A 15,493-nucleotide genomic window follows, 5' to 3' on the forward strand; every position below is an offset into this window, starting at 1 on the left:
CCCCTGCCCGCCGCCCGGCGCCGCGAGGGGGCCACCGTGGCCGCGGGCGGCGAGGGTGCCGTCGCCCGGACGGGGGCGGGGGAGGGGGCCGCCGGGCGCCGCTAGGTCGTGTCCGCGAAATCCCGTCGTCCGGCCGGAGGGCGGGCCCCTGCGGCGTCCGGTGCGGCGAGAGCGCGTGCCGGGCGCCGTGGGGCAGGCGGGACTTTGCGGACACGACCCGGGCGCCAGGCCCGGCCGGGCGGCCGGGGCGCCGCCAAGGCTCAGGGGCGCCCCCGCTGCCCCCTCAGGTGCTCGGCGATCGGCTTGAGCGCCTTGTCCAGCTCTATCAGCGCCTCCGGCGGCAGGAGGTCGATGAAGTGCCGCCGCACCGAGGACACGTGGTGCGGCGCGACTTTGCGCATCGTCTCCATGCCGTGCTCCGTCAGCACGGCGAACAGGCCCCGGCGGTCGGACTCGCAGTTCTCCCGCCGTACCAGGTTCGCGTTCTCCATCCGCGTGATCTGGTGCGAGAGCCGGCTCTTGGACTGCAGGGTGGCGGAGGCCAGGTCGCTCATCCGCATCCGCACGTCCTCCGACTCCGAGAGGTTCACGAGGATCTCGTAGTCGTTCATTGTCAGGCCGAACGGCTGCAGGTCTTTTTCGAGCTGGTACGTCAACAGCCTGTTGACCTCCAGGTGGGTGCGCCAGGCGCACTGCTCCGCATCGGTCAGCCAGCGCGTGGCCGTCTCGGTCTCCATGAATGCAGTCTACCTAAGAAGTTGAATGACGAACTACTTCGGGTGGTGTGACTGTGCGCACGCGTTCGATGTCACACTCCGCAGACTACCGCTCACAGCCCGAAGCGACGCTGGAGGTCCCCCAGCTGTCCGGGAAGGCGCGGTACGCCCGCCGATTGCGGACCGTGTCCACCCGGTGCCGCTCCGCCACCACCGGGAACCCCCGGTTCGGGCGGAACGACCCCTGTCGCCTGCTCGGCCATCAGGGCCTCGCTGGACTGCAGCAGGACCGTCCCGGCTCCCACGAACTCGAACTGGTGCTCCTCGCCGGAGGCCCCGCCCAGGCCCGTCATCGCACGTAGACCGCCCATGACGCCCGTGAGGTACCCGTGGTCGTAGTGGTGACACGGTGACGGACAGTCGGCCCACCCGACCAGCGCCTGGGGGTCCACCCGGATCGGAGGTTCCATGAACACCACCGGACCGTTAGATGCGGCCACGAACTTTCCGGTTCCGATCAGGGTCAGAAAACCGGGCACGATCGATTGCTTGAGCGCGAGACTTGGCTGAAAAGCGAGCAGATTGCCCGCGCGAATGGTCAAGTTCCCGTCGTCGAGGTCGAAGGAGTTGACGTCGAAGGCCCGGTCGGCCAGCAGCATCTTGCCGGAGCCGGCCGCGACGACCCAGTCGCTCGCGTGCAGTGGCGAATGGAACGAGGTACGGACAAGTCGGTCGAGTCGCCCGTGCCCGACGCCGTTGAACTCGATCGCCCCGTAGTAGGCGATCATCTTCCCCTTCTGCAGGAACCACTGCCCGCTCTTGAGCTCCACGCAGAAGGTGTACTTGTTCACGTTGTCGTCGGAGGGCAGGGTCACGGGGTCGAACACCACGGGGCCGCCGGGGGTTCCGTACGCGCTCACAGCTTCTCCTCCGAGGCCTGGACGTAGACCGTGCCGCTGCCGCTCAGCTCCAGCTGGAAGGCCTCGCCGGAGCCGCGGCCCACCATGTCGCGCCAGCCGAGCGCGCTGGACAGCTTGTTGCGGACGTCGCCGTGGTGGGCGACGTACGCCTGCGGGTCCACGTGGACCGGGCGCTGCGGTGTGATCGGGATCTCGAAGACGCCGCCGTGCGCCATCACGGCCACCGCTCCCTGGCCCTGCAGCGTGGTGGTGAACAGACCCTGCCCCGTGACCTGGCCGCGGACCATGCCCATGACCCCGCCCTGCGAGCCCATGAACATCGTGCCCTGGCGCAGGGTGCCCTCGAAGGCGAGCAGCCGGTCGGCCTCGACGTACAGGGTGTCGCCGGAGAGGTGGATGACATGCACGTGATGGCCGCCGTGCCCGAAGAAGACGGTGCCGCTGCCCTCGACGGTCATCAGCGGGGTGGCCTCGCCGGCCACCCGCCGCCCGATCATGGACATCAGGCCGCCCTGGCCGCCCTGGAGGCTGGGGGTGAAGGACACGTCCCCCTTGTAGGCGAGCATCGCGCCGCGCTGGCTGAACAGCCGCCGGCCGGGCAGCACAGTCGCCTCGACCATCTTGGAGTTGATCTCCCGGAAGCTCATCTCACAGGTCCCCCGCGATCGTGTTCCGCTCGCTCGGCTGCACATACACCAGCCCGTCGCCCTCGAAGCGGATCTGGAAGGCCTCGCCGCCGCCCTCCCCGAAGAAGGTGCGGAACGTCACACCGGACTGGAAGGACTGCCGTACGTCGCCCTGGTGAGCGATGTAGGCGCCCGGGTCGACGGTCAGCGGGTACTGCGGACTGACCCGGAGCACCACGGCGGGCCCGTCGGACATGATCGCGGCCTGCCCGTGCCCCTCGACGGTCGTCGTGAACAGCCCGTTGCCCTGGGAGGCGCCGCGCAGCCCGGTGAACGTCGTGCCCGTCCTGAGGCCCGCGTCGGTCGCGAGCAGGTTGCTGGACTCGACGTAGAGCTTGTCCCCCCGCAGGGCGACCAGGTTGATCTCCGACGCCCGGTCCGCGAACCAGCACGTCCCCCGGCCACTCACCTCCATCACCGTCATCTGCTCACCGGTGAGCCGCCGGGTCACCATCCCGCGCAGCCCCTCGCCGCCACCGCTCATCTTCTTGAAGGTCATCTGCCCGTCGTACGCGACCATCGAGCCGTTCTTCGCCTTCACGGCATCCCCGGTCATGTCGACGGCGAGCACCTTGCTCCCTTGGAGCCGGAACATCGCCACGCTGGGAAAGTAGCGGCCGACCGGGTGAGCCGAACAGGGCCCACGGGTGGACGACGACCCTGAGCGAACCCCTACGGGCCGTGTTTGCCACAATGGGGTGACGCTTGTGCGTGCGTTCACAAACCGGCAGTCCGTAACCGGCAGGCCGTCGTCGCAACTCCCACCGAAGGTGATCCGTGGACATCAAGACCGCCACCGCCCTCCGCCGCCTCCGCCTGGTCTCCGCCCCGGAGGCCGTGTCCTTCCTGGTCCTGCTGGTCTGCTCGGTGCTCAAGCGCACCACGGACTTCAACGCGGTACCGGTGATGGGCGCGGTGCACGGTGTCCTCTTCCTGCTGTACCTGGTCTTCTGGGCGGACGCCTGGAACCGCGCCCGGTGGAGCCTCGGGACGGCCGCCCTCTACTTCGTCCTCTCCGTGCTGCCCACGGGCGGCTTCTTCGCCGAGCGCAGGCTGCGCCGCGAGGCCGAGGACGCCGTCATCGCCGCCCGCGCCCGCAAGGAAAGCGTGGTGGAGGCATGATCGTCGCCTTCTCCGTGACGCCCCTCGGCGTCGGCGAGGACGTGGGGGAGTACGTCGCCGACGCCGTCCGCGTGGTCCGCGAGTCCGGCCTGCCGCACCGCACCGACGCGATGTTCACCTCCGTCGAGGGCGAGTGGGACGAGGTCATGGACGTCGTCCGGCGTGCCGTCGCCGCGGTCGAGGCGCGGGCGCCCCGGGTGTCGCTGGTGCTCAAGGCCGACATCCGGCCCGGCGTGACCGACGGGCTCACCTCCAAGGTCGAGACCGTCGAGCGGTACCTGGCGCGGTAGCGCCGGCCGCGACGCGCGAACCCCGGTCCGTACGGGCCGGGGTTTTCTCTTCCTCAGCTCTTTGAGCGATCGCTCAAAGCCGTGTAGTTTGCCTCCAGGACAGTTTTGAGCGGACGCTCAAACCATGCTCTGGGGTGGGGGAACACCATGGGTCTCTACATAGAGACACGGATCGACGCCGACCTGGACGAACTCTGGGCACGCACCCAGAACCCCGCCCAGCACCAGCGCTGGGACCTGCGGTTCACCGAGATCGCGCCCCTCCCGTGCGCGGAGGGCGAACCGCGGCGCTTCCGGTACGCCACCCGGGTGCTGCCCTTCCTCACGGTGTCCGGCACCGGCGTCTCGGCGGGCGAGAAGGAGCGCCCCGACGGCACCCGTACCTCCGCCCTGCGCTTCGCCTCACCGCACCCCCTCTCCCTGCTCGCCGAGGGCAGCGGCTACTGGCGCTACGTGCCCGAGGCGCACGGCGTCCGCTTCCTCACCGGCTACGACTACCGCCCCCGCTGGGGCGCCCTCGGCGCGCTCGCCGACCGGCTGCTGTTCCGCAGGCTGATGGGCTGGGCGACCGCCTGGTCCTTCGACCGGCTGCGGCTGTGGCTGGAACGGGGCATCACCCCCGAGCGGGCCCTGGTCAACTGGCTGGCCGAGCTGGCGGTGCGCGCACTGGTGCTCACCGCGTGCCTGAGCGGTCTGCGGCTGGAGCCCGCCGTCCGCGTCTTCGGCCCGTTCGGGGCGGCCGTGGCCTACCTGTGCCCGCTGCTGCTGCTCGTCGCGGTGTCGCTCGCGCTCCTCAAGGCGCCCCTCGCCTGCACCCCCGCGGCCCGCCGCTGTCTGCGCGCCCCGGTCACCGCCGCACGCGCGCCCCGTGTCCTGCGCACCCTGGAGGAGCACGGATGACCACCACGGCACCGGCCCGCTCGATGTTCCACCAGGTGCTGGGCGACGACTTCGACCGGCTCCACCCGCAGCTCAGGCGCCGCTTCTCGGTGGGCCTGGCGAGCGGCGAGGCCTGCACCGGCCGGGGCGTCATGCACCGGATCTGGCACGGACCGGCGTTCGTGCGGCCGTTCCTGGCGCTCGGGGGCACCCGCAACATCCTCGTCCCGCGTGCCGGCCGCGACGTCCCGTTCGTGATCGAGAACGTGCCGTACACCGACTCCTTCGGGCGTGAGACGGTGAGTTTCGTGCGCACCTTCGACCTGCCCGGCCGGGCCCGCCGCTTCGACGCCCAGATGGTGCTCAGCCCCAAGGGCGACCGCGTCCTCGACTACCTCGGCACCCACCAGCACCTGGCCAGCGAACTGCACTTCGCCGCCGAGCCCGACGGCTCGCTGCTGATCCGCTCCGGCGAACACCGCTTCCGGGAGGGTCCGGTGGACGTCCGGGTCCCCGAGCTCGTCGGCGCCACCGCCGAGGTGCGCGAGTCCTACGACGACGCGGCGGGCCGTTTCCGCATCCGGGTGAGCGTGGTCAACCGCTACGTCGGGCCGCTCTTCGGCTACGAGGGCTCGTTCACCGCGTCGTACACGAGCGTCCGGTCCCGCGGTGTGCGGCCCGGGCTGCGCCCGGTGCGGGAGGAGGCACGCGCATGAGCCCCGAGACGGCGAAGTCCCAGGAGACGAAGACCAAGCTGCTGGAGGGCGCGCTGCGCACGCTCACCGAGCAGGGCATCGCCAAGACCTCGGCCCGTACGGTCGCCTCGGCGGCCGGGGTCAACCAGGCGCTGGTCTTCTACCACTTCGGCTCGGTCGACGAACTGCTCGCCGCCGCCTGCCGGTACGGCGCGGAGAAGTCCGTGGCGAACTACCGCGACCGGCTCGTCGCCGTCTCCTCCCTCTCCGAGCTGCTGGCCGTCGGACGCGAGATCCACGAGCGGGAACGGGCCGACGGCCACGTCGCCCTGCTCGGCCAGCTGCTGGCCGGCGCGCCCACCCACGCGGCCCTCGGCCCGGCCGCGGCCGGCGGTCTGGATCTGTGGATCGCCGAGATCGAGCAGGTGCTGCGCCGGGTGCTCGCCACGACCCCGTTCGGCGAGTTCACCGACCCGGCGGGCCTGGCCCGCGCGATCGCCGCGTCCTTCGTCGGCATCGAGCTGTACGAGGGCGCGGACGAGGCGGGCGCGCACGCGGCCCTGGACGCCCTCGAACAGCTCGGCTCCTTGGTCGCGGCCCTGGAGGAACTGGGCCCGGTCGCCCAGCGCGCGGTCCGCCACCACCTCCGCCGCAAGGGCCGCTGAGCCCTCCGCGGGTCCACGGCGGAGGGGGGCGCGCAAGGGGCGGTGGTCCTGCGGGCGACCGAAAGGCGAGACGGGGCTGACCGGCATATGACCGGCCGGTAGGGTCTGATGACGTGCCGAAGCCTCTCAGCCTCCCCTTCGACCCCATCGCCCGCGCCGACGAGCTCTGGAAGCAGCGCTGGGGAAACGTGCCGTCCATGGCCGCGATCACCTCCATCATGCGGGCGCAGCAGATCCTGCTGGCCGAGGTCGACGCGGTGGTCAAGCCGTACGGACTGACCTTCGCGCGGTACGAGGCGCTGGTGCTGCTCACCTTCTCCAAGGCCGGCGAGCTGCCCATGTCCAAGATCGGCGAGCGGCTGATGGTGCACCCCACGTCCGTGACGAACACCGTGGACCGGCTGGTCCGCTCCGGACTGGTGGCCAAGCGCCCCAACCCCAACGACGGCCGCGGCACCCTCGCCGTCATCACCGACAAGGGCCGCGAGGTGGTCGACGCGGCCACCCGGGACCTGATGTCGATGGACTTCGGCCTCGGGGTGTACGACGCCGAGGAGTGCGGGGAGATCTTCGCCATGCTGCGCCCGCTGCGGATCGCGGCACACGACTTCGCGGAGGAGTGACCCGGGACAAGATCTCCCGGAACGGGCGGTTACGCTCGATGCCATGAAGAAGAGCGTGCTGACCCGCTACCGCGTCATGGCCTACGTCACCGGCGTGCTGCTGGTCCTGCTGACCCTCGGCGTGATCGCCAAGTACGGGCTGCACATCGACGGTGCGGAGAAGTTCACCACGGTCGTCGGTATCGCGCACGGCTGGCTGTACGTCGTCTACCTGGTCTTCGCCTTCGACCTGGGCGCCAAGGCGAAGTGGCCCGTCGGCAAGCAGCTCTGGGTGCTGCTCGCGGGGACGATCCCCACCGCCGCCTTCTTCGTCGAGCGCAAGGTCAGCCGCGAGCTGGAGACCCGGGTCGACGGCCGGGCCCCGGCCGTCGCCAAGGCGTAGCCGACCGGCGACACACCGCCACACGGCACCCGTGTGGCGGACCCCCATCGACATTTACTAGGACGTCCAAGTAAATTCGATGGTATGGACGCTCACGCCATCGAGGAAGGCCGCCGGCGCTGGCAGGCCCGCTACGACGCCGCGCGCAAGCGCGACGCAGACTTCAGCACGCTCTCCGGTGATCCCGTGGAGCCGGTGTACGGGCCCCGGCCGGGGGACACGTACGAGGGATTCGAGCGGATCGGCTGGCCCGGGGAGTACCCCTACACGCGCGGGCTCCACCCGACCGGCTACCGCGGCCGCACCTGGACGATCCGCCAGTTCGCCGGGTTCGGCAACGCCGAGCAGACCAACGAGCGGTACAAGATGATCCTCGCCGCCGGCGGCGGGGGTCTGTCCGTCGCCTTCGACATGCCGACCCTCATGGGCCGCGACTCCGACGACGCCCGTTCGCTGGGCGAGGTCGGGCACTGCGGGGTGGCGATCGACTCGGCCGCCGACATGGAGGTCCTGTTCAAGGACATCCCGCTCGGTGACGTCACCACGTCGATGACGATCAGCGGCCCGGCCATCCCCGTCTTCTGCATGTACCTGGTCGCCGCCGAACGGCAGGGGGTGGACCCCGCGGTCCTGAACGGCACCCTGCAGACCGACATCTTCAAGGAGTACATCGCCCAGAAGGAGTGGCTCTTCCAGCCGGAGCCGCACCTCCGCCTCATCGGCGACCTCATGGAGTACTGCGCGGCCGGCATCCCCGCCTACAAGCCGCTCTCCGTCTCCGGCTACCACATCCGTGAGGCCGGCTCGACGGCCGCGCAGGAGCTGGCGTACACCCTCGCCGACGGCTTCGGCTACGTGGAGCTGGGCCTCTCGCGCGGCCTCGACGTGGACGTCTTCGCCCCGGGACTCTCCTTCTTCTTCGACGCGCACGTCGACTTCTTCGAGGAGATCGCGAAGTTCCGGGCGGCCCGGCGCATCTGGGCCCGCTGGATGCGCGACGTCTACGGAGCGCAGAGCGACAAGGCGCAGTGGCTGCGCTTCCACACCCAGACCGCCGGTGTCTCGCTGACCGCGCAGCAGCCGTACAACAACGTGGTGCGGACCGCGGTCGAGGCGCTCGCCGCCGTCCTCGGCGGGACCAACTCGCTGCACACCAACGCCCTGGACGAGACGCTGGCGCTGCCCAGCGAGCAGGCGGCGGAGATCGCGCTGCGCACCCAGCAGGTGCTGATGGAGGAGACCGGGGTCGCCAACGTGGCCGACCCGCTGGGCGGTTCCTGGTACATCGAGCAGCTGACCGACCGGATCGAGGCGGACGCCGAGAAGATCTTCGAGCAGATCAAGGAGCGGGGCCTGAGGGCCCATCCGGACGGGAAGCACCCGATCGGCCCGATCACCTCCGGCATCCTGCGCGGGATCGAGGACGGCTGGTTCACCGGCGAGATCGCGGAGTCCGCGTTCCGCTACCAGCAGGCCCTGGAGAAGGGCGAGAAGCGGGTCGTGGGCGTCAACGTCGCCACCGGCTCCGTCACCGGCGACCTGGAGATCCTGCGGGTCAGCCACGAGGTGGAGCGGGAGCAGGTGCGGGTCCTCGCCGAGCGCAAGGACGCGCGGGACGAGACGGCCGTGCGCAGCGCGCTGGACGCGATGCTGGCCGCCGCCCGCTCCGGCGCCAACATGATCGAGCCGATGCTGGACGCCGTGCGCGCCGAGGCGACGCTCGGCGAGATCTGCGGGGTGCTGCGCGACGAGTGGGGGGTCTACACCGAGCCGCCGGGCTTCTAGGCGGCGAGCGCGTGCCACGGGCGCACCAGGGGCTCCGGCCCTCGGTGCGCCCCTGCTATGCCCGCTCGTCCGGTCCGTCCGGTCCGACGGGCCCCTCGGGCTGGGCGGTCAGGCCCAGCAGCAGCACCCGGGTGAAGCCGTGCACCCATTCCTCGTCGGCCGGCTTGCCGCTCACCAGGGTGCGGTGCACCACCGCGCCCGCGACCATGTCGAAGATCAGGTCCACCGTGCGGGCGGACTCCGCCGGGTCCGGCTCCGCGGGGAGTTCGCCGCGGCGCTGGGCCCGGGCCCGCCCCTCCAGCACCAGCCGCAGCTGGCGGTCGACGATCGAGGCGCGGATGCGCTCACGCAGGGCGTCGTCCCGGGTGGCCTCCGCGACCACCGCCATCAGGCCACTTCTGGCCTCCGGGCGCGCCAGGATCGCCGCCAATTGCAGCACCACGCCCTCGATGTCGGCGGCCAGGCTGCCGCGGTCGGGCAGTTCCAGCTCGTCGAAGAGCTCGGCGACCGCGTCCACCACCAGTTCGTGCTTGCCCGCCCAGCGCCGGTACAGGGTCGTCTTCGCGACCCCGGCCCGGGTGGCCACGTCCCCCAACGTCAGCCGTGACCAGCCCAGTTCGACCAGCGCCTCCCGGGTGGCGGCCAGGATCGCGGTGTCCGCGGCGGCGTTGCGCGGGCGTCCGGTCCGGCCGGCGGGGGTGCGGTTCTGCATGCCCTGACCATAAACCGACGGTTCCTGTGCGGTCGTGAGGGAGATCACCGGGGTGTGGTGTCGCGACGGCCCCTCCTGCCATTACGCTACGACTCGTAGCGAAAGCTCGTGACGGACGTACACGGGCGACGACCACCGGCGTGGGGTGGGGACCCGGCGCCAACCACATCGCTTTTTTTCGTTCACGCGCGAGTACGGGGGAGGATAGACGCATGCAGCCACGGAACATGTCCATGAGCGGCGTCGTCGACCTCGCCGCGGTGAAGGCGGCCCAGGAGGCGAAGGCCAAGGCCGAGCAGACGCGCGCCGAGACCGCCCGGCAGGGCGGGGCGGGGGCCGTCTCGCCGGCCGACCTCGTCATCGACGTCGACGAAGCCGGCTTCGAGCGCGATGTCCTGCAGCGCTCCGCCGAAGTACCCGTCGTCATCGACTTCTGGGCCGAGTGGTGTCAGCCCTGCAAGCAGCTGAGCCCGGTCCTGGAGCGGCTGGCCGTCGAGTACGGCGGCCGCTTCCTCCTCGCCAAGATCGACGTCGACGCCAACCAGATGCTGATGCAGCAGTTCGGCATCCAGGGGATCCCGGCGGTCTTCGCCGTCGTGGCGGGGCAGGCCCTGCCGCTCTTCCAGGGTGCCGCCGGCGAGGAGCAGATCCGGCAGACCCTGGACCAGCTCGTACAGGTCGCCGAGCAGCGCTTCGGGCTGACCGGCCTGACCGTCGACCCGGACGCGGAGCCGGGCGGCGCGCCCGCGCACGAGGTGCCGGCCGGGCCGTACGACGCCCTGCTGGAGGCCGCCGTGCAGGCCCTGGACGCGGGCGACCTCGGTGGCGCCGTCCAGGCCTACAAGAACGTACTGAGCGACGACCCGGGCAACACGGAGGCCAAACTCGGCCTCGCGCAGGCCGAATTGCTCCAGCGGGTACAGGACATGGACCCGCAACGGGTGCGCAAGGACGCCGCCGAGAAGCCGGGCGACGCGGACGCCCAGATCGCCGCCGCCGACCTGGATCTGGTGGGCGGTCACGTCGAGGACGCCTTCGCGCGGCTCATCGACACCGTGCGCCGCACGGCGGGTGACGACCGGGACGCGGTCCGGCGCCGACTGCTGGAGCTGTTCGAGGTCGTGGGCCCCGAGGACCCCCGGGTCGTGGGGGCGCGCCGGGCGCTGGCGCGGGCGCTGTTCTGACCAGTCACTAAACGCCACGGCATGTGATGCCGGGGTGAAACATTTGCCGACGAGGCGTCAGGGCGGCCGCGCTTTACCAAAACTTGGTAATCGCGGCCGCTGTTACTTGCAGTAAATCCAAGCCGTTGATCTGTCTGGTTTCATCCAAGGATCAACGGTTTTGGTCTGCCCTCCAGGGCCACCGAGGGTGGCTTTCCGAGACCGGCGGGTCGTTGTTCGGTTATCCGGCCGTTACTAGCGAGTAACGAACCCCCTTGTGCCGGGGCCGAGAATGCACCACGATCGGCGACGCTCGGTCCATTCCCGCACCCCGGCATCCGGCCGGGTCGCGGGAGACTCTGGGTCCCCACCGGGCAGAGCCGGCGGCAGTGGCGCCGGTTCTGGGGCAGGGGGGTCTTCGCCACCGGCGAAGCCTGTCCAGAAGGTTGTGCGTGATGTGTGTCAGGCGCGACCAGTGGTTGTCGCTCGGGGGTGATCGCCGGTGCGGCGGGCGCGTGTTCGCGCCTCAGCCGTGGGCGCTCTCCTTCCCGAGGACGTAGCACTTCTCCCATCCCTGCCTGGCTGAGCCGCCGACTGGCGCGATCCGGGCCAGGAGATGTACGTCCGAGAAGGAGGAAATATGGAGTCCCAGGTGCGTGGCGGGACCAGATGGAAGCGGTTCGCTGTGGTCATGGTGCCCAGCGTCGCCGCTACGGCCGCGATAGGTGTCGCCCTGGCGCAGGGTGCTCTCGCCGCTTCGTTCAGCGTGTCCGGCCAGGAGTTCAAGGTCACGGCCGACACCCTTCACGGTGAGGGTTTCGCGCAGTACGGCGCGGTCGACGCCGGTTACACGCTCGACGGGAAGAAGACGGCCCACGCCGTCGCCGTCTCGTCGTTCAACGACGCCACCATCACGAACATGTGCCAGTCCGTGGTCACCCCGGACGTGCCGTTCCTCGGCAACATCACCCTCCGTCTGGAGGCCGGTGGCGCCGGGCACGACAAGGTCCAGGCCCACAACCTGTACATCGACGTCGACGACCTGAACGCCGACGCGGTGTTCAACAACATCGACATCGGCGTGGCGGCCAAGGACGCCAGCAAGGGTCCGGGCATGAAGGGCAACGGCGAGCAGGCCAACCCCTTCGGCTTCGCCCAGCAGGCCGACTCGGCCGACCTGAGCAACGTGAGGCAGACGGCGTGGGCGACCACCGCCGGCACCTTCAAGCTCAGCGGTCTCCACATGTCGCTGCACAAGGGCGACGGCAAGGGGATCGAGTGCTACTGAGCACTCGGTGACGGGCGGGGGACCGACGGTTCCCCCGCCCGTTCCACCTTTCGGCCGCGTCTTCACGCGCGGCACACATCACCACCACAGCAACGCCGCACCAGGGAGCTGTTTCATGAGCGCCGAGACCCCTGCCGTCGAATCCGGCCGGTTCGCCCACCGGAGGACGCAGTTCCGCGCCTGGCGGGGCACCCGTCCGTTCTGGGCCGGGCTCTACGTCCTGCTCAGCGGTCTTCCCATCATGTACTTCCCGTACTTCCACCTCCAGCTCGGTCATCTGACGCTGGCGATGGCCACCACGGCGGGGGCCGGCTCCCTGATCATCGGTGTGCTGCTCGTCGTACTGGGCGTCAGCCTCTGGTTCCAGAAGCACGTGCGGACGTTCGCGGGCGTCGCCGCGATCCTGCTGGCGCTGGTGTCCCTCCCCGTGTCCAACTTCGGCGGCTTCATCATGGGCTTCCTGCTGGCCCTCGTCGGCGGAGCGATGGCCATCTCCTGGGCGCCGGGCGGCGCGTCGCAGCCCGAGCCGCCCGCCGGGGCCGCCCCGGCCGAGGGTGCCGCCCCCGAGACGGTGCCGCTCACCAAGGCCGCCGAGGGTACGGGCGAGTCGTACGACCTGTCAGGAACGAGCCCGGCCAACGAGGCGAACGGGAGGCACAGTGCCGGCTGACGAGGTGACCCACGGGACCGATGTGGACGGGTCCCGTGCGAGAACCGGGCCCCGCCACGCGGCACCCAAGAAGCCGCTGTTCACCAGGTTCCACATGCCGGCCGGCAAGGCGATAGCCACCGTGGCGATGCCGACGGCCGTGCTCATGGGCATGGGTTTCACGTCCAGCATGGCGCTCGCCGACAACGGCGGCACGTCCACGTCCAACAGCCAGAAGGCCTCGGACTACAAGGACTGCGTCAAGGCGCTGGACGACTCCAAGGACGCCTCGGCCTCGCCGACGCCCTCGCCCTCCGCGAGCGAGAGCACCGACAAGGCGACGCCGACCCCCACGGCGACCGACGGAGCGAAGGACACGCAGGACTCGGGCAAGCAGACGTCGCCGGATTCAGGTTCCGACGACAAGGCCACGCCCGAGCCGACGGCCACGTCCGGTTCCTCCGACTCGGGCTCCGGCTCGGGTTCCGGCTCCGGCGGCGGGGACACGGCCACGCCGGCCCCGTCCGCGTCCCAGAGCAGCGGTGGCGGCCTGCTGGACACCGTCGGCGACACCATCGGTGACATCCTCACCGGCGGCAAGGGCTCCGGCTCGTCCGCGAGCCCCACCCCGTCGGCGTCCGCGACCCCCTCGCCCTCGGCGTCCGCGTCCTCCGGGTCCACGGACACGACCGGGTCCGCCGGCAAGGGCGGCGCCACCGACACCGTCAAGGACACCGCGTCCAAGGCCGCCGAGACGGTCAAGGACACGGTGAAGGACACCACCGGCAAGGTCTCCAAGACGGCCGAGGACACCACCAAGGCGGTCAAGGACGCGGCCGAGTCGGCCACGCCGAGCCCCTCCGCGAGCGCGACGACGTCCCCGGACGACTGCCCGGCGGCCACCGACGACGAGAGCGGCGTCGACAACAAGGTGCCGGTGGCGGACGACCCCTGGTACCTCAACGCCAGCTCGCTGCTCCTGAAGGGCGCCGACTACCAGGGCATCGTCGAGGTGAAGACGGCCAACGGCACCAAGAAGAAGGTGCTCAAGTACGTCATCTCCGGCGGGACCGACATCGGGGACCTGCACCAGACGGTGAAAGACAAGCAGGCGAACAAGACTTACCACGTGCAGGCGTCCAAGGGCTCGACGTCCACCATCACCGGTGGCGACACCGTGATGTACACCGAGAGCATCTCCGGCAACCTGTTCGGCCTGATCCCGGTGACGTTCAGCCCGGACAGCCCGCCTCCGCTGAACATCCCGCTGATCTACTTCACCAACGTGAAGGTGGTCCAGGCGGCCCAGTTCGGCGGCAACCTGCACGTGCCCGGCATGCACGTCTACACCACCGACTGACCGGCCTTCCGGGCCCGTTCGGGAGCCGCACAGCACTGAGGGCGCCCCCCTTCGCGGGGGGCGCCCTCAGTGGCGTCCAAGGCCCGTGCGGCGGGCGTCAGTCGCCCTGGCCGCCCAGGTGGTGGACCCGGACCATGTTGGTCGTGCCGGGGACACCGGGGGGCGAGCCGGCGGTGATGATCACCGTGTCGCCGGGGTTGAAGCGGCCCAGGTTGGCCAGCTCCTGGTCCACCATGTCGACCATCTCGTCGGTGCTGTTGACGAACGGCACGACGTGCGGCTCCACGCCCCAGCTCAGGGTCAGCTGGTTGCGGGTGCCCTCGTCGGTGGTGAAGGCGAGGATCGGCTGGGCCGCCCGGTAGCGGGACAGCCGGCGGGCGGTGTCACCGGACTGGGTGAAGGCGATCAGGCCCCGGCCGCCGAGGAAGTCGGCGATCTCGCAGGCCGCGCGGGCCACCGAACCGCCCTGCGTGCGCGGCTTCTTGCCGGGCACCAGGGGCTGCAGGCCCTTGGAGAGCAGCTCCTGCTCGGCCGCGGTGACGATCTTCGACATCGTCTTGACCGTCTCGACCGGGTAGGCGCCGACCGAGGACTCGGCGGACAGCATGACCGCGTCCGCGCCGTCCAGGATCGCGTTGGCCACGTCGGAGGCCTCGGCGCGGGTCGGACGGGAGTTGGTGATCATCGACTCCATCATCTGGGTCGCCACGATCACCGGCTTGGCGTTGCGCCGGCACAGCTCGATCAGGCGCTTCTGCACCATGGGGACCTTCTCGAGCGGATACTCGACGGCGAGGTCACCGCGGGCGACCATCACGGCGTCGAACGCCGCGACGACGTCCTCCATGTTCTCCACCGCCTGCGGCTTCTCCACCTTGGCGATGACCGGGACCCGGCGGCCCTCCTCGTCCATCACGCGGTGGACGTCGGCGACGTCCTTGGCGTCCCGGACGAAGGACAGCGCGACCATGTCGCAGCCCATGCGGAGGGCGAAGCGCAGATCCTCGACGTCCTTGTCGGACAGCGCGGGCACGTTCACGGCCGCGCCGGGCAGGTTGATGCCCTTGTGGTCGGAGACGACACCGCCCTCGATGACGATCGTCTTCACCCGCGGGCCCTCGACGTCCAGCACCTTGAGCTCGACGTTGCCGTCGTTGATCAGGACCTGGTCGCCGCGCGAGACGTCGCCCGGCAGCCCCTTGTACGTCGTACCGCAGAGGTGCTTGTCGCCCGGTACGTCCTCGGTCGTGATGACGAACTCGTCACCGCGCTCCAGCTCGACGGGACCCTCGGCGAAGGTCTCCAGGCGGATCTTCGGGCCCTGGAGGTCGGCGAGGACACCGATGGCCCGGCCGGTCTCCTTGGCGGCGGCCCGGACGCGGTCGTACCGCGCCTGGTGCTCGGCGTGGGAGCCGTGGCTGAAGTTGAAACGGGCCACGTTCATGCCCGCCTCGATCATGGCGACGAGCTTTTCGTGGGAGTCGACCGCGGGGCCGAGAGTACAGACGATTTTCGAACGGCGCATGGGGCGATCCTATCGGTTTGTTTCGCTGCGGAA

The 15,493-nt window shown here is 70.4% G+C and carries 18 protein-coding genes; 12 read left to right on the forward strand and 6 right to left on the reverse strand.

All coding sequences use genetic code 11. From position 1 onward, the window contains the following. Positions 1-260 precede the first annotated feature (260 nt). The 4 genes from PV343_RS38305 to PV343_RS38320 form a co-directional block, all read right to left on the reverse strand. Entirely contained in the window at positions 261-737 is a 477-nt protein-coding gene (locus tag PV343_RS38305) for a MarR family winged helix-turn-helix transcriptional regulator (RefSeq protein WP_020942300.1), read from the reverse strand. 92 nt (positions 738-829) lie between these two features. Further along, positions 830-1,636, reverse strand: a complete 807-nt coding sequence (locus PV343_RS38310) for an AIM24 family protein (RefSeq protein ID WP_319151666.1) — start codon at positions 1,634-1,636, stop codon at positions 830-832. After that, a complete protein-coding gene (locus tag PV343_RS38315) occupies positions 1,633-2,283 on the reverse strand; it encodes an AIM24 family protein (RefSeq protein WP_319151667.1) in 651 nt (216 codons plus the stop codon). Before PV343_RS38315 ends, PV343_RS38310 begins: the two co-directional genes overlap by 4 nt. 1 nt (position 2,284) lies before the next feature. Continuing rightward, positions 2,285-2,917, reverse strand: coding sequence for an AIM24 family protein (locus PV343_RS38320; RefSeq protein WP_319151688.1), 633 nt, complete (start codon positions 2,915-2,917; stop codon positions 2,285-2,287). Positions 2,918-3,099: 182 nt separating this feature from the next. Here PV343_RS38320 and PV343_RS38325 point away from each other — a divergent pair, with 182 nt between their 5' ends. The 8 genes from PV343_RS38325 to PV343_RS38360 all read left to right on the forward strand — a co-directional run bounded on the left by PV343_RS38325 (position 3,100) and on the right by PV343_RS38360 (position 8,763). Next, positions 3,100-3,444 carry a DUF3817 domain-containing protein gene (locus PV343_RS38325; RefSeq protein WP_133920358.1) on the forward strand — a complete coding sequence of 115 codons (345 nt, stop codon included), beginning with the start codon at positions 3,100-3,102 and terminating at the stop codon, positions 3,442-3,444. Continuing rightward, a complete protein-coding gene (locus tag PV343_RS38330) occupies positions 3,441-3,734 on the forward strand; it encodes an MTH1187 family thiamine-binding protein (RefSeq protein WP_020942305.1) in 294 nt (97 codons plus the stop codon). Before PV343_RS38325 ends, PV343_RS38330 begins: the two co-directional genes overlap by 4 nt. 147 nt (positions 3,735-3,881) lie before the next feature. Further along, positions 3,882-4,634 (forward strand): hypothetical protein, encoded by a 753-nt coding sequence (locus PV343_RS38335; RefSeq protein WP_319151668.1) that lies wholly within the window; start codon positions 3,882-3,884, stop codon positions 4,632-4,634. Beyond that, positions 4,631-5,329: a DUF4166 domain-containing protein gene (locus tag PV343_RS38340; RefSeq protein ID WP_319151669.1), complete on the forward strand. Its 699-nt coding sequence runs from the start codon at positions 4,631-4,633 to the stop codon at positions 5,327-5,329. The genes PV343_RS38335 and PV343_RS38340 overlap by 4 nt, the downstream gene beginning before the upstream one ends. Beyond that, positions 5,326-5,973: a TetR/AcrR family transcriptional regulator gene (locus PV343_RS38345; RefSeq protein WP_319151670.1), complete on the forward strand. Its 648-nt coding sequence runs from the start codon at positions 5,326-5,328 to the stop codon at positions 5,971-5,973. Before PV343_RS38340 ends, PV343_RS38345 begins: the two co-directional genes overlap by 4 nt. A 113-nt stretch (positions 5,974-6,086) precedes the next feature. Further along, complete coding sequence (locus PV343_RS38350; protein ID WP_319151671.1) at positions 6,087-6,596, forward strand: MarR family winged helix-turn-helix transcriptional regulator; 510 nt, start codon at positions 6,087-6,089, stop codon at positions 6,594-6,596. 43 nt (positions 6,597-6,639) lie between these two features. Continuing rightward, complete coding sequence (locus tag PV343_RS38355; protein ID WP_319151672.1) at positions 6,640-6,978, forward strand: DUF3817 domain-containing protein; 339 nt, start codon at positions 6,640-6,642, stop codon at positions 6,976-6,978. Positions 6,979-7,062: 84 nt separating this feature from the next. Then, a complete protein-coding gene (locus tag PV343_RS38360; RefSeq protein ID WP_319151673.1) occupies positions 7,063-8,763 on the forward strand; it encodes a methylmalonyl-CoA mutase in 1,701 nt (566 codons plus the stop codon). Positions 8,764-8,818: 55 nt separating this feature from the next. Here the strand turns inward: PV343_RS38360 and PV343_RS38365 are convergent, their stop codons facing one another. After that, the gene (locus tag PV343_RS38365; protein ID WP_319151674.1) at positions 8,819-9,475 is read right to left on the reverse strand and encodes a TetR/AcrR family transcriptional regulator; all 657 of its coding nucleotides are present in this window, start codon (positions 9,473-9,475) and stop codon (positions 8,819-8,821) included. Between the two features lie 212 nt (positions 9,476-9,687). Between PV343_RS38365 and PV343_RS38370 the strand changes: the two genes are divergently transcribed. The 4 genes from PV343_RS38370 (at position 9,688) to PV343_RS38385 (ending at position 13,935) form a co-directional block, all read left to right on the forward strand. Then, complete coding sequence (locus tag PV343_RS38370) at positions 9,688-10,659, forward strand: tetratricopeptide repeat protein (protein WP_319151675.1); 972 nt, start codon at positions 9,688-9,690, stop codon at positions 10,657-10,659. Positions 10,660-11,278: 619 nt separating this feature from the next. Beyond that, entirely contained in the window at positions 11,279-11,926 is a 648-nt protein-coding gene (locus PV343_RS38375) for a DUF6230 family protein (protein ID WP_043476447.1), read from the forward strand. A 115-nt stretch (positions 11,927-12,041) separates the two neighbouring features. After that, positions 12,042-12,596: a DUF6114 domain-containing protein gene (locus PV343_RS38380; protein WP_319151676.1), complete on the forward strand. Its 555-nt coding sequence runs from the start codon at positions 12,042-12,044 to the stop codon at positions 12,594-12,596. Next, positions 12,586-13,935 (forward strand): hypothetical protein, encoded by a 1,350-nt coding sequence (locus tag PV343_RS38385; RefSeq protein ID WP_319151677.1) that lies wholly within the window; start codon positions 12,586-12,588, stop codon positions 13,933-13,935. The genes PV343_RS38380 and PV343_RS38385 overlap by 11 nt, the downstream gene beginning before the upstream one ends. Positions 13,936-14,032: 97 nt before the next feature. Here PV343_RS38385 and pyk read toward each other — a convergent pair whose 3' ends face one another. Next, positions 14,033-15,460, reverse strand: a complete 1,428-nt coding sequence (gene pyk, locus PV343_RS38390; protein WP_319151678.1) for a pyruvate kinase — start codon at positions 15,458-15,460, stop codon at positions 14,033-14,035. Positions 15,461-15,493: the final 33 nt, after the last annotated feature.

The sequence above is a fragment of the Streptomyces sp. WI03-4A genome (assembly GCF_033792105.1).
Taxonomy (GTDB): domain Bacteria; phylum Actinomycetota; class Actinomycetes; order Streptomycetales; family Streptomycetaceae; genus Streptomyces; species Streptomyces collinus_A.

Coding starts and splice junctions, on each gene's coding strand:
- PV343_RS38380 (WP_319151676.1), top strand. CDS start 12,042: ATGAGCGCCGAGACCCCTGCCGTCGAATCCGGCCGGTTCGCCCACCGG.
- PV343_RS38360 (WP_319151673.1), top strand. CDS start 7,063: ATGGACGCTCACGCCATCGAGGAAGGCCGCCGGCGCTGGCAGGCCCGC.
- PV343_RS38315 (WP_319151667.1), bottom strand. CDS start 2,283: ATGAGCTTCCGGGAGATCAACTCCAAGATGGTCGAGGCGACTGTGCTG.
- PV343_RS38345 (WP_319151670.1), top strand. CDS start 5,326: ATGAGCCCCGAGACGGCGAAGTCCCAGGAGACGAAGACCAAGCTGCTG.
- PV343_RS38305 (WP_020942300.1), bottom strand. CDS start 737: ATGGAGACCGAGACGGCCACGCGCTGGCTGACCGATGCGGAGCAGTGC.
- PV343_RS38320 (WP_319151688.1), bottom strand. CDS start 2,917: ATGTTCCGGCTCCAAGGGAGCAAGGTGCTCGCCGTCGACATGACCGGG.
- PV343_RS38375 (WP_043476447.1), top strand. CDS start 11,279: ATGGAGTCCCAGGTGCGTGGCGGGACCAGATGGAAGCGGTTCGCTGTG.
- PV343_RS38335 (WP_319151668.1), top strand. CDS start 3,882: ATGGGTCTCTACATAGAGACACGGATCGACGCCGACCTGGACGAACTC.
- PV343_RS38365 (WP_319151674.1), bottom strand. CDS start 9,475: ATGCAGAACCGCACCCCCGCCGGCCGGACCGGACGCCCGCGCAACGCC.
- PV343_RS38340 (WP_319151669.1), top strand. CDS start 4,631: ATGACCACCACGGCACCGGCCCGCTCGATGTTCCACCAGGTGCTGGGC.
- PV343_RS38330 (WP_020942305.1), top strand. CDS start 3,441: ATGATCGTCGCCTTCTCCGTGACGCCCCTCGGCGTCGGCGAGGACGTG.
- PV343_RS38370 (WP_319151675.1), top strand. CDS start 9,688: ATGCAGCCACGGAACATGTCCATGAGCGGCGTCGTCGACCTCGCCGCG.
- PV343_RS38355 (WP_319151672.1), top strand. CDS start 6,640: ATGAAGAAGAGCGTGCTGACCCGCTACCGCGTCATGGCCTACGTCACC.
- pyk (WP_319151678.1), bottom strand. CDS start 15,460: ATGCGCCGTTCGAAAATCGTCTGTACTCTCGGCCCCGCGGTCGACTCC.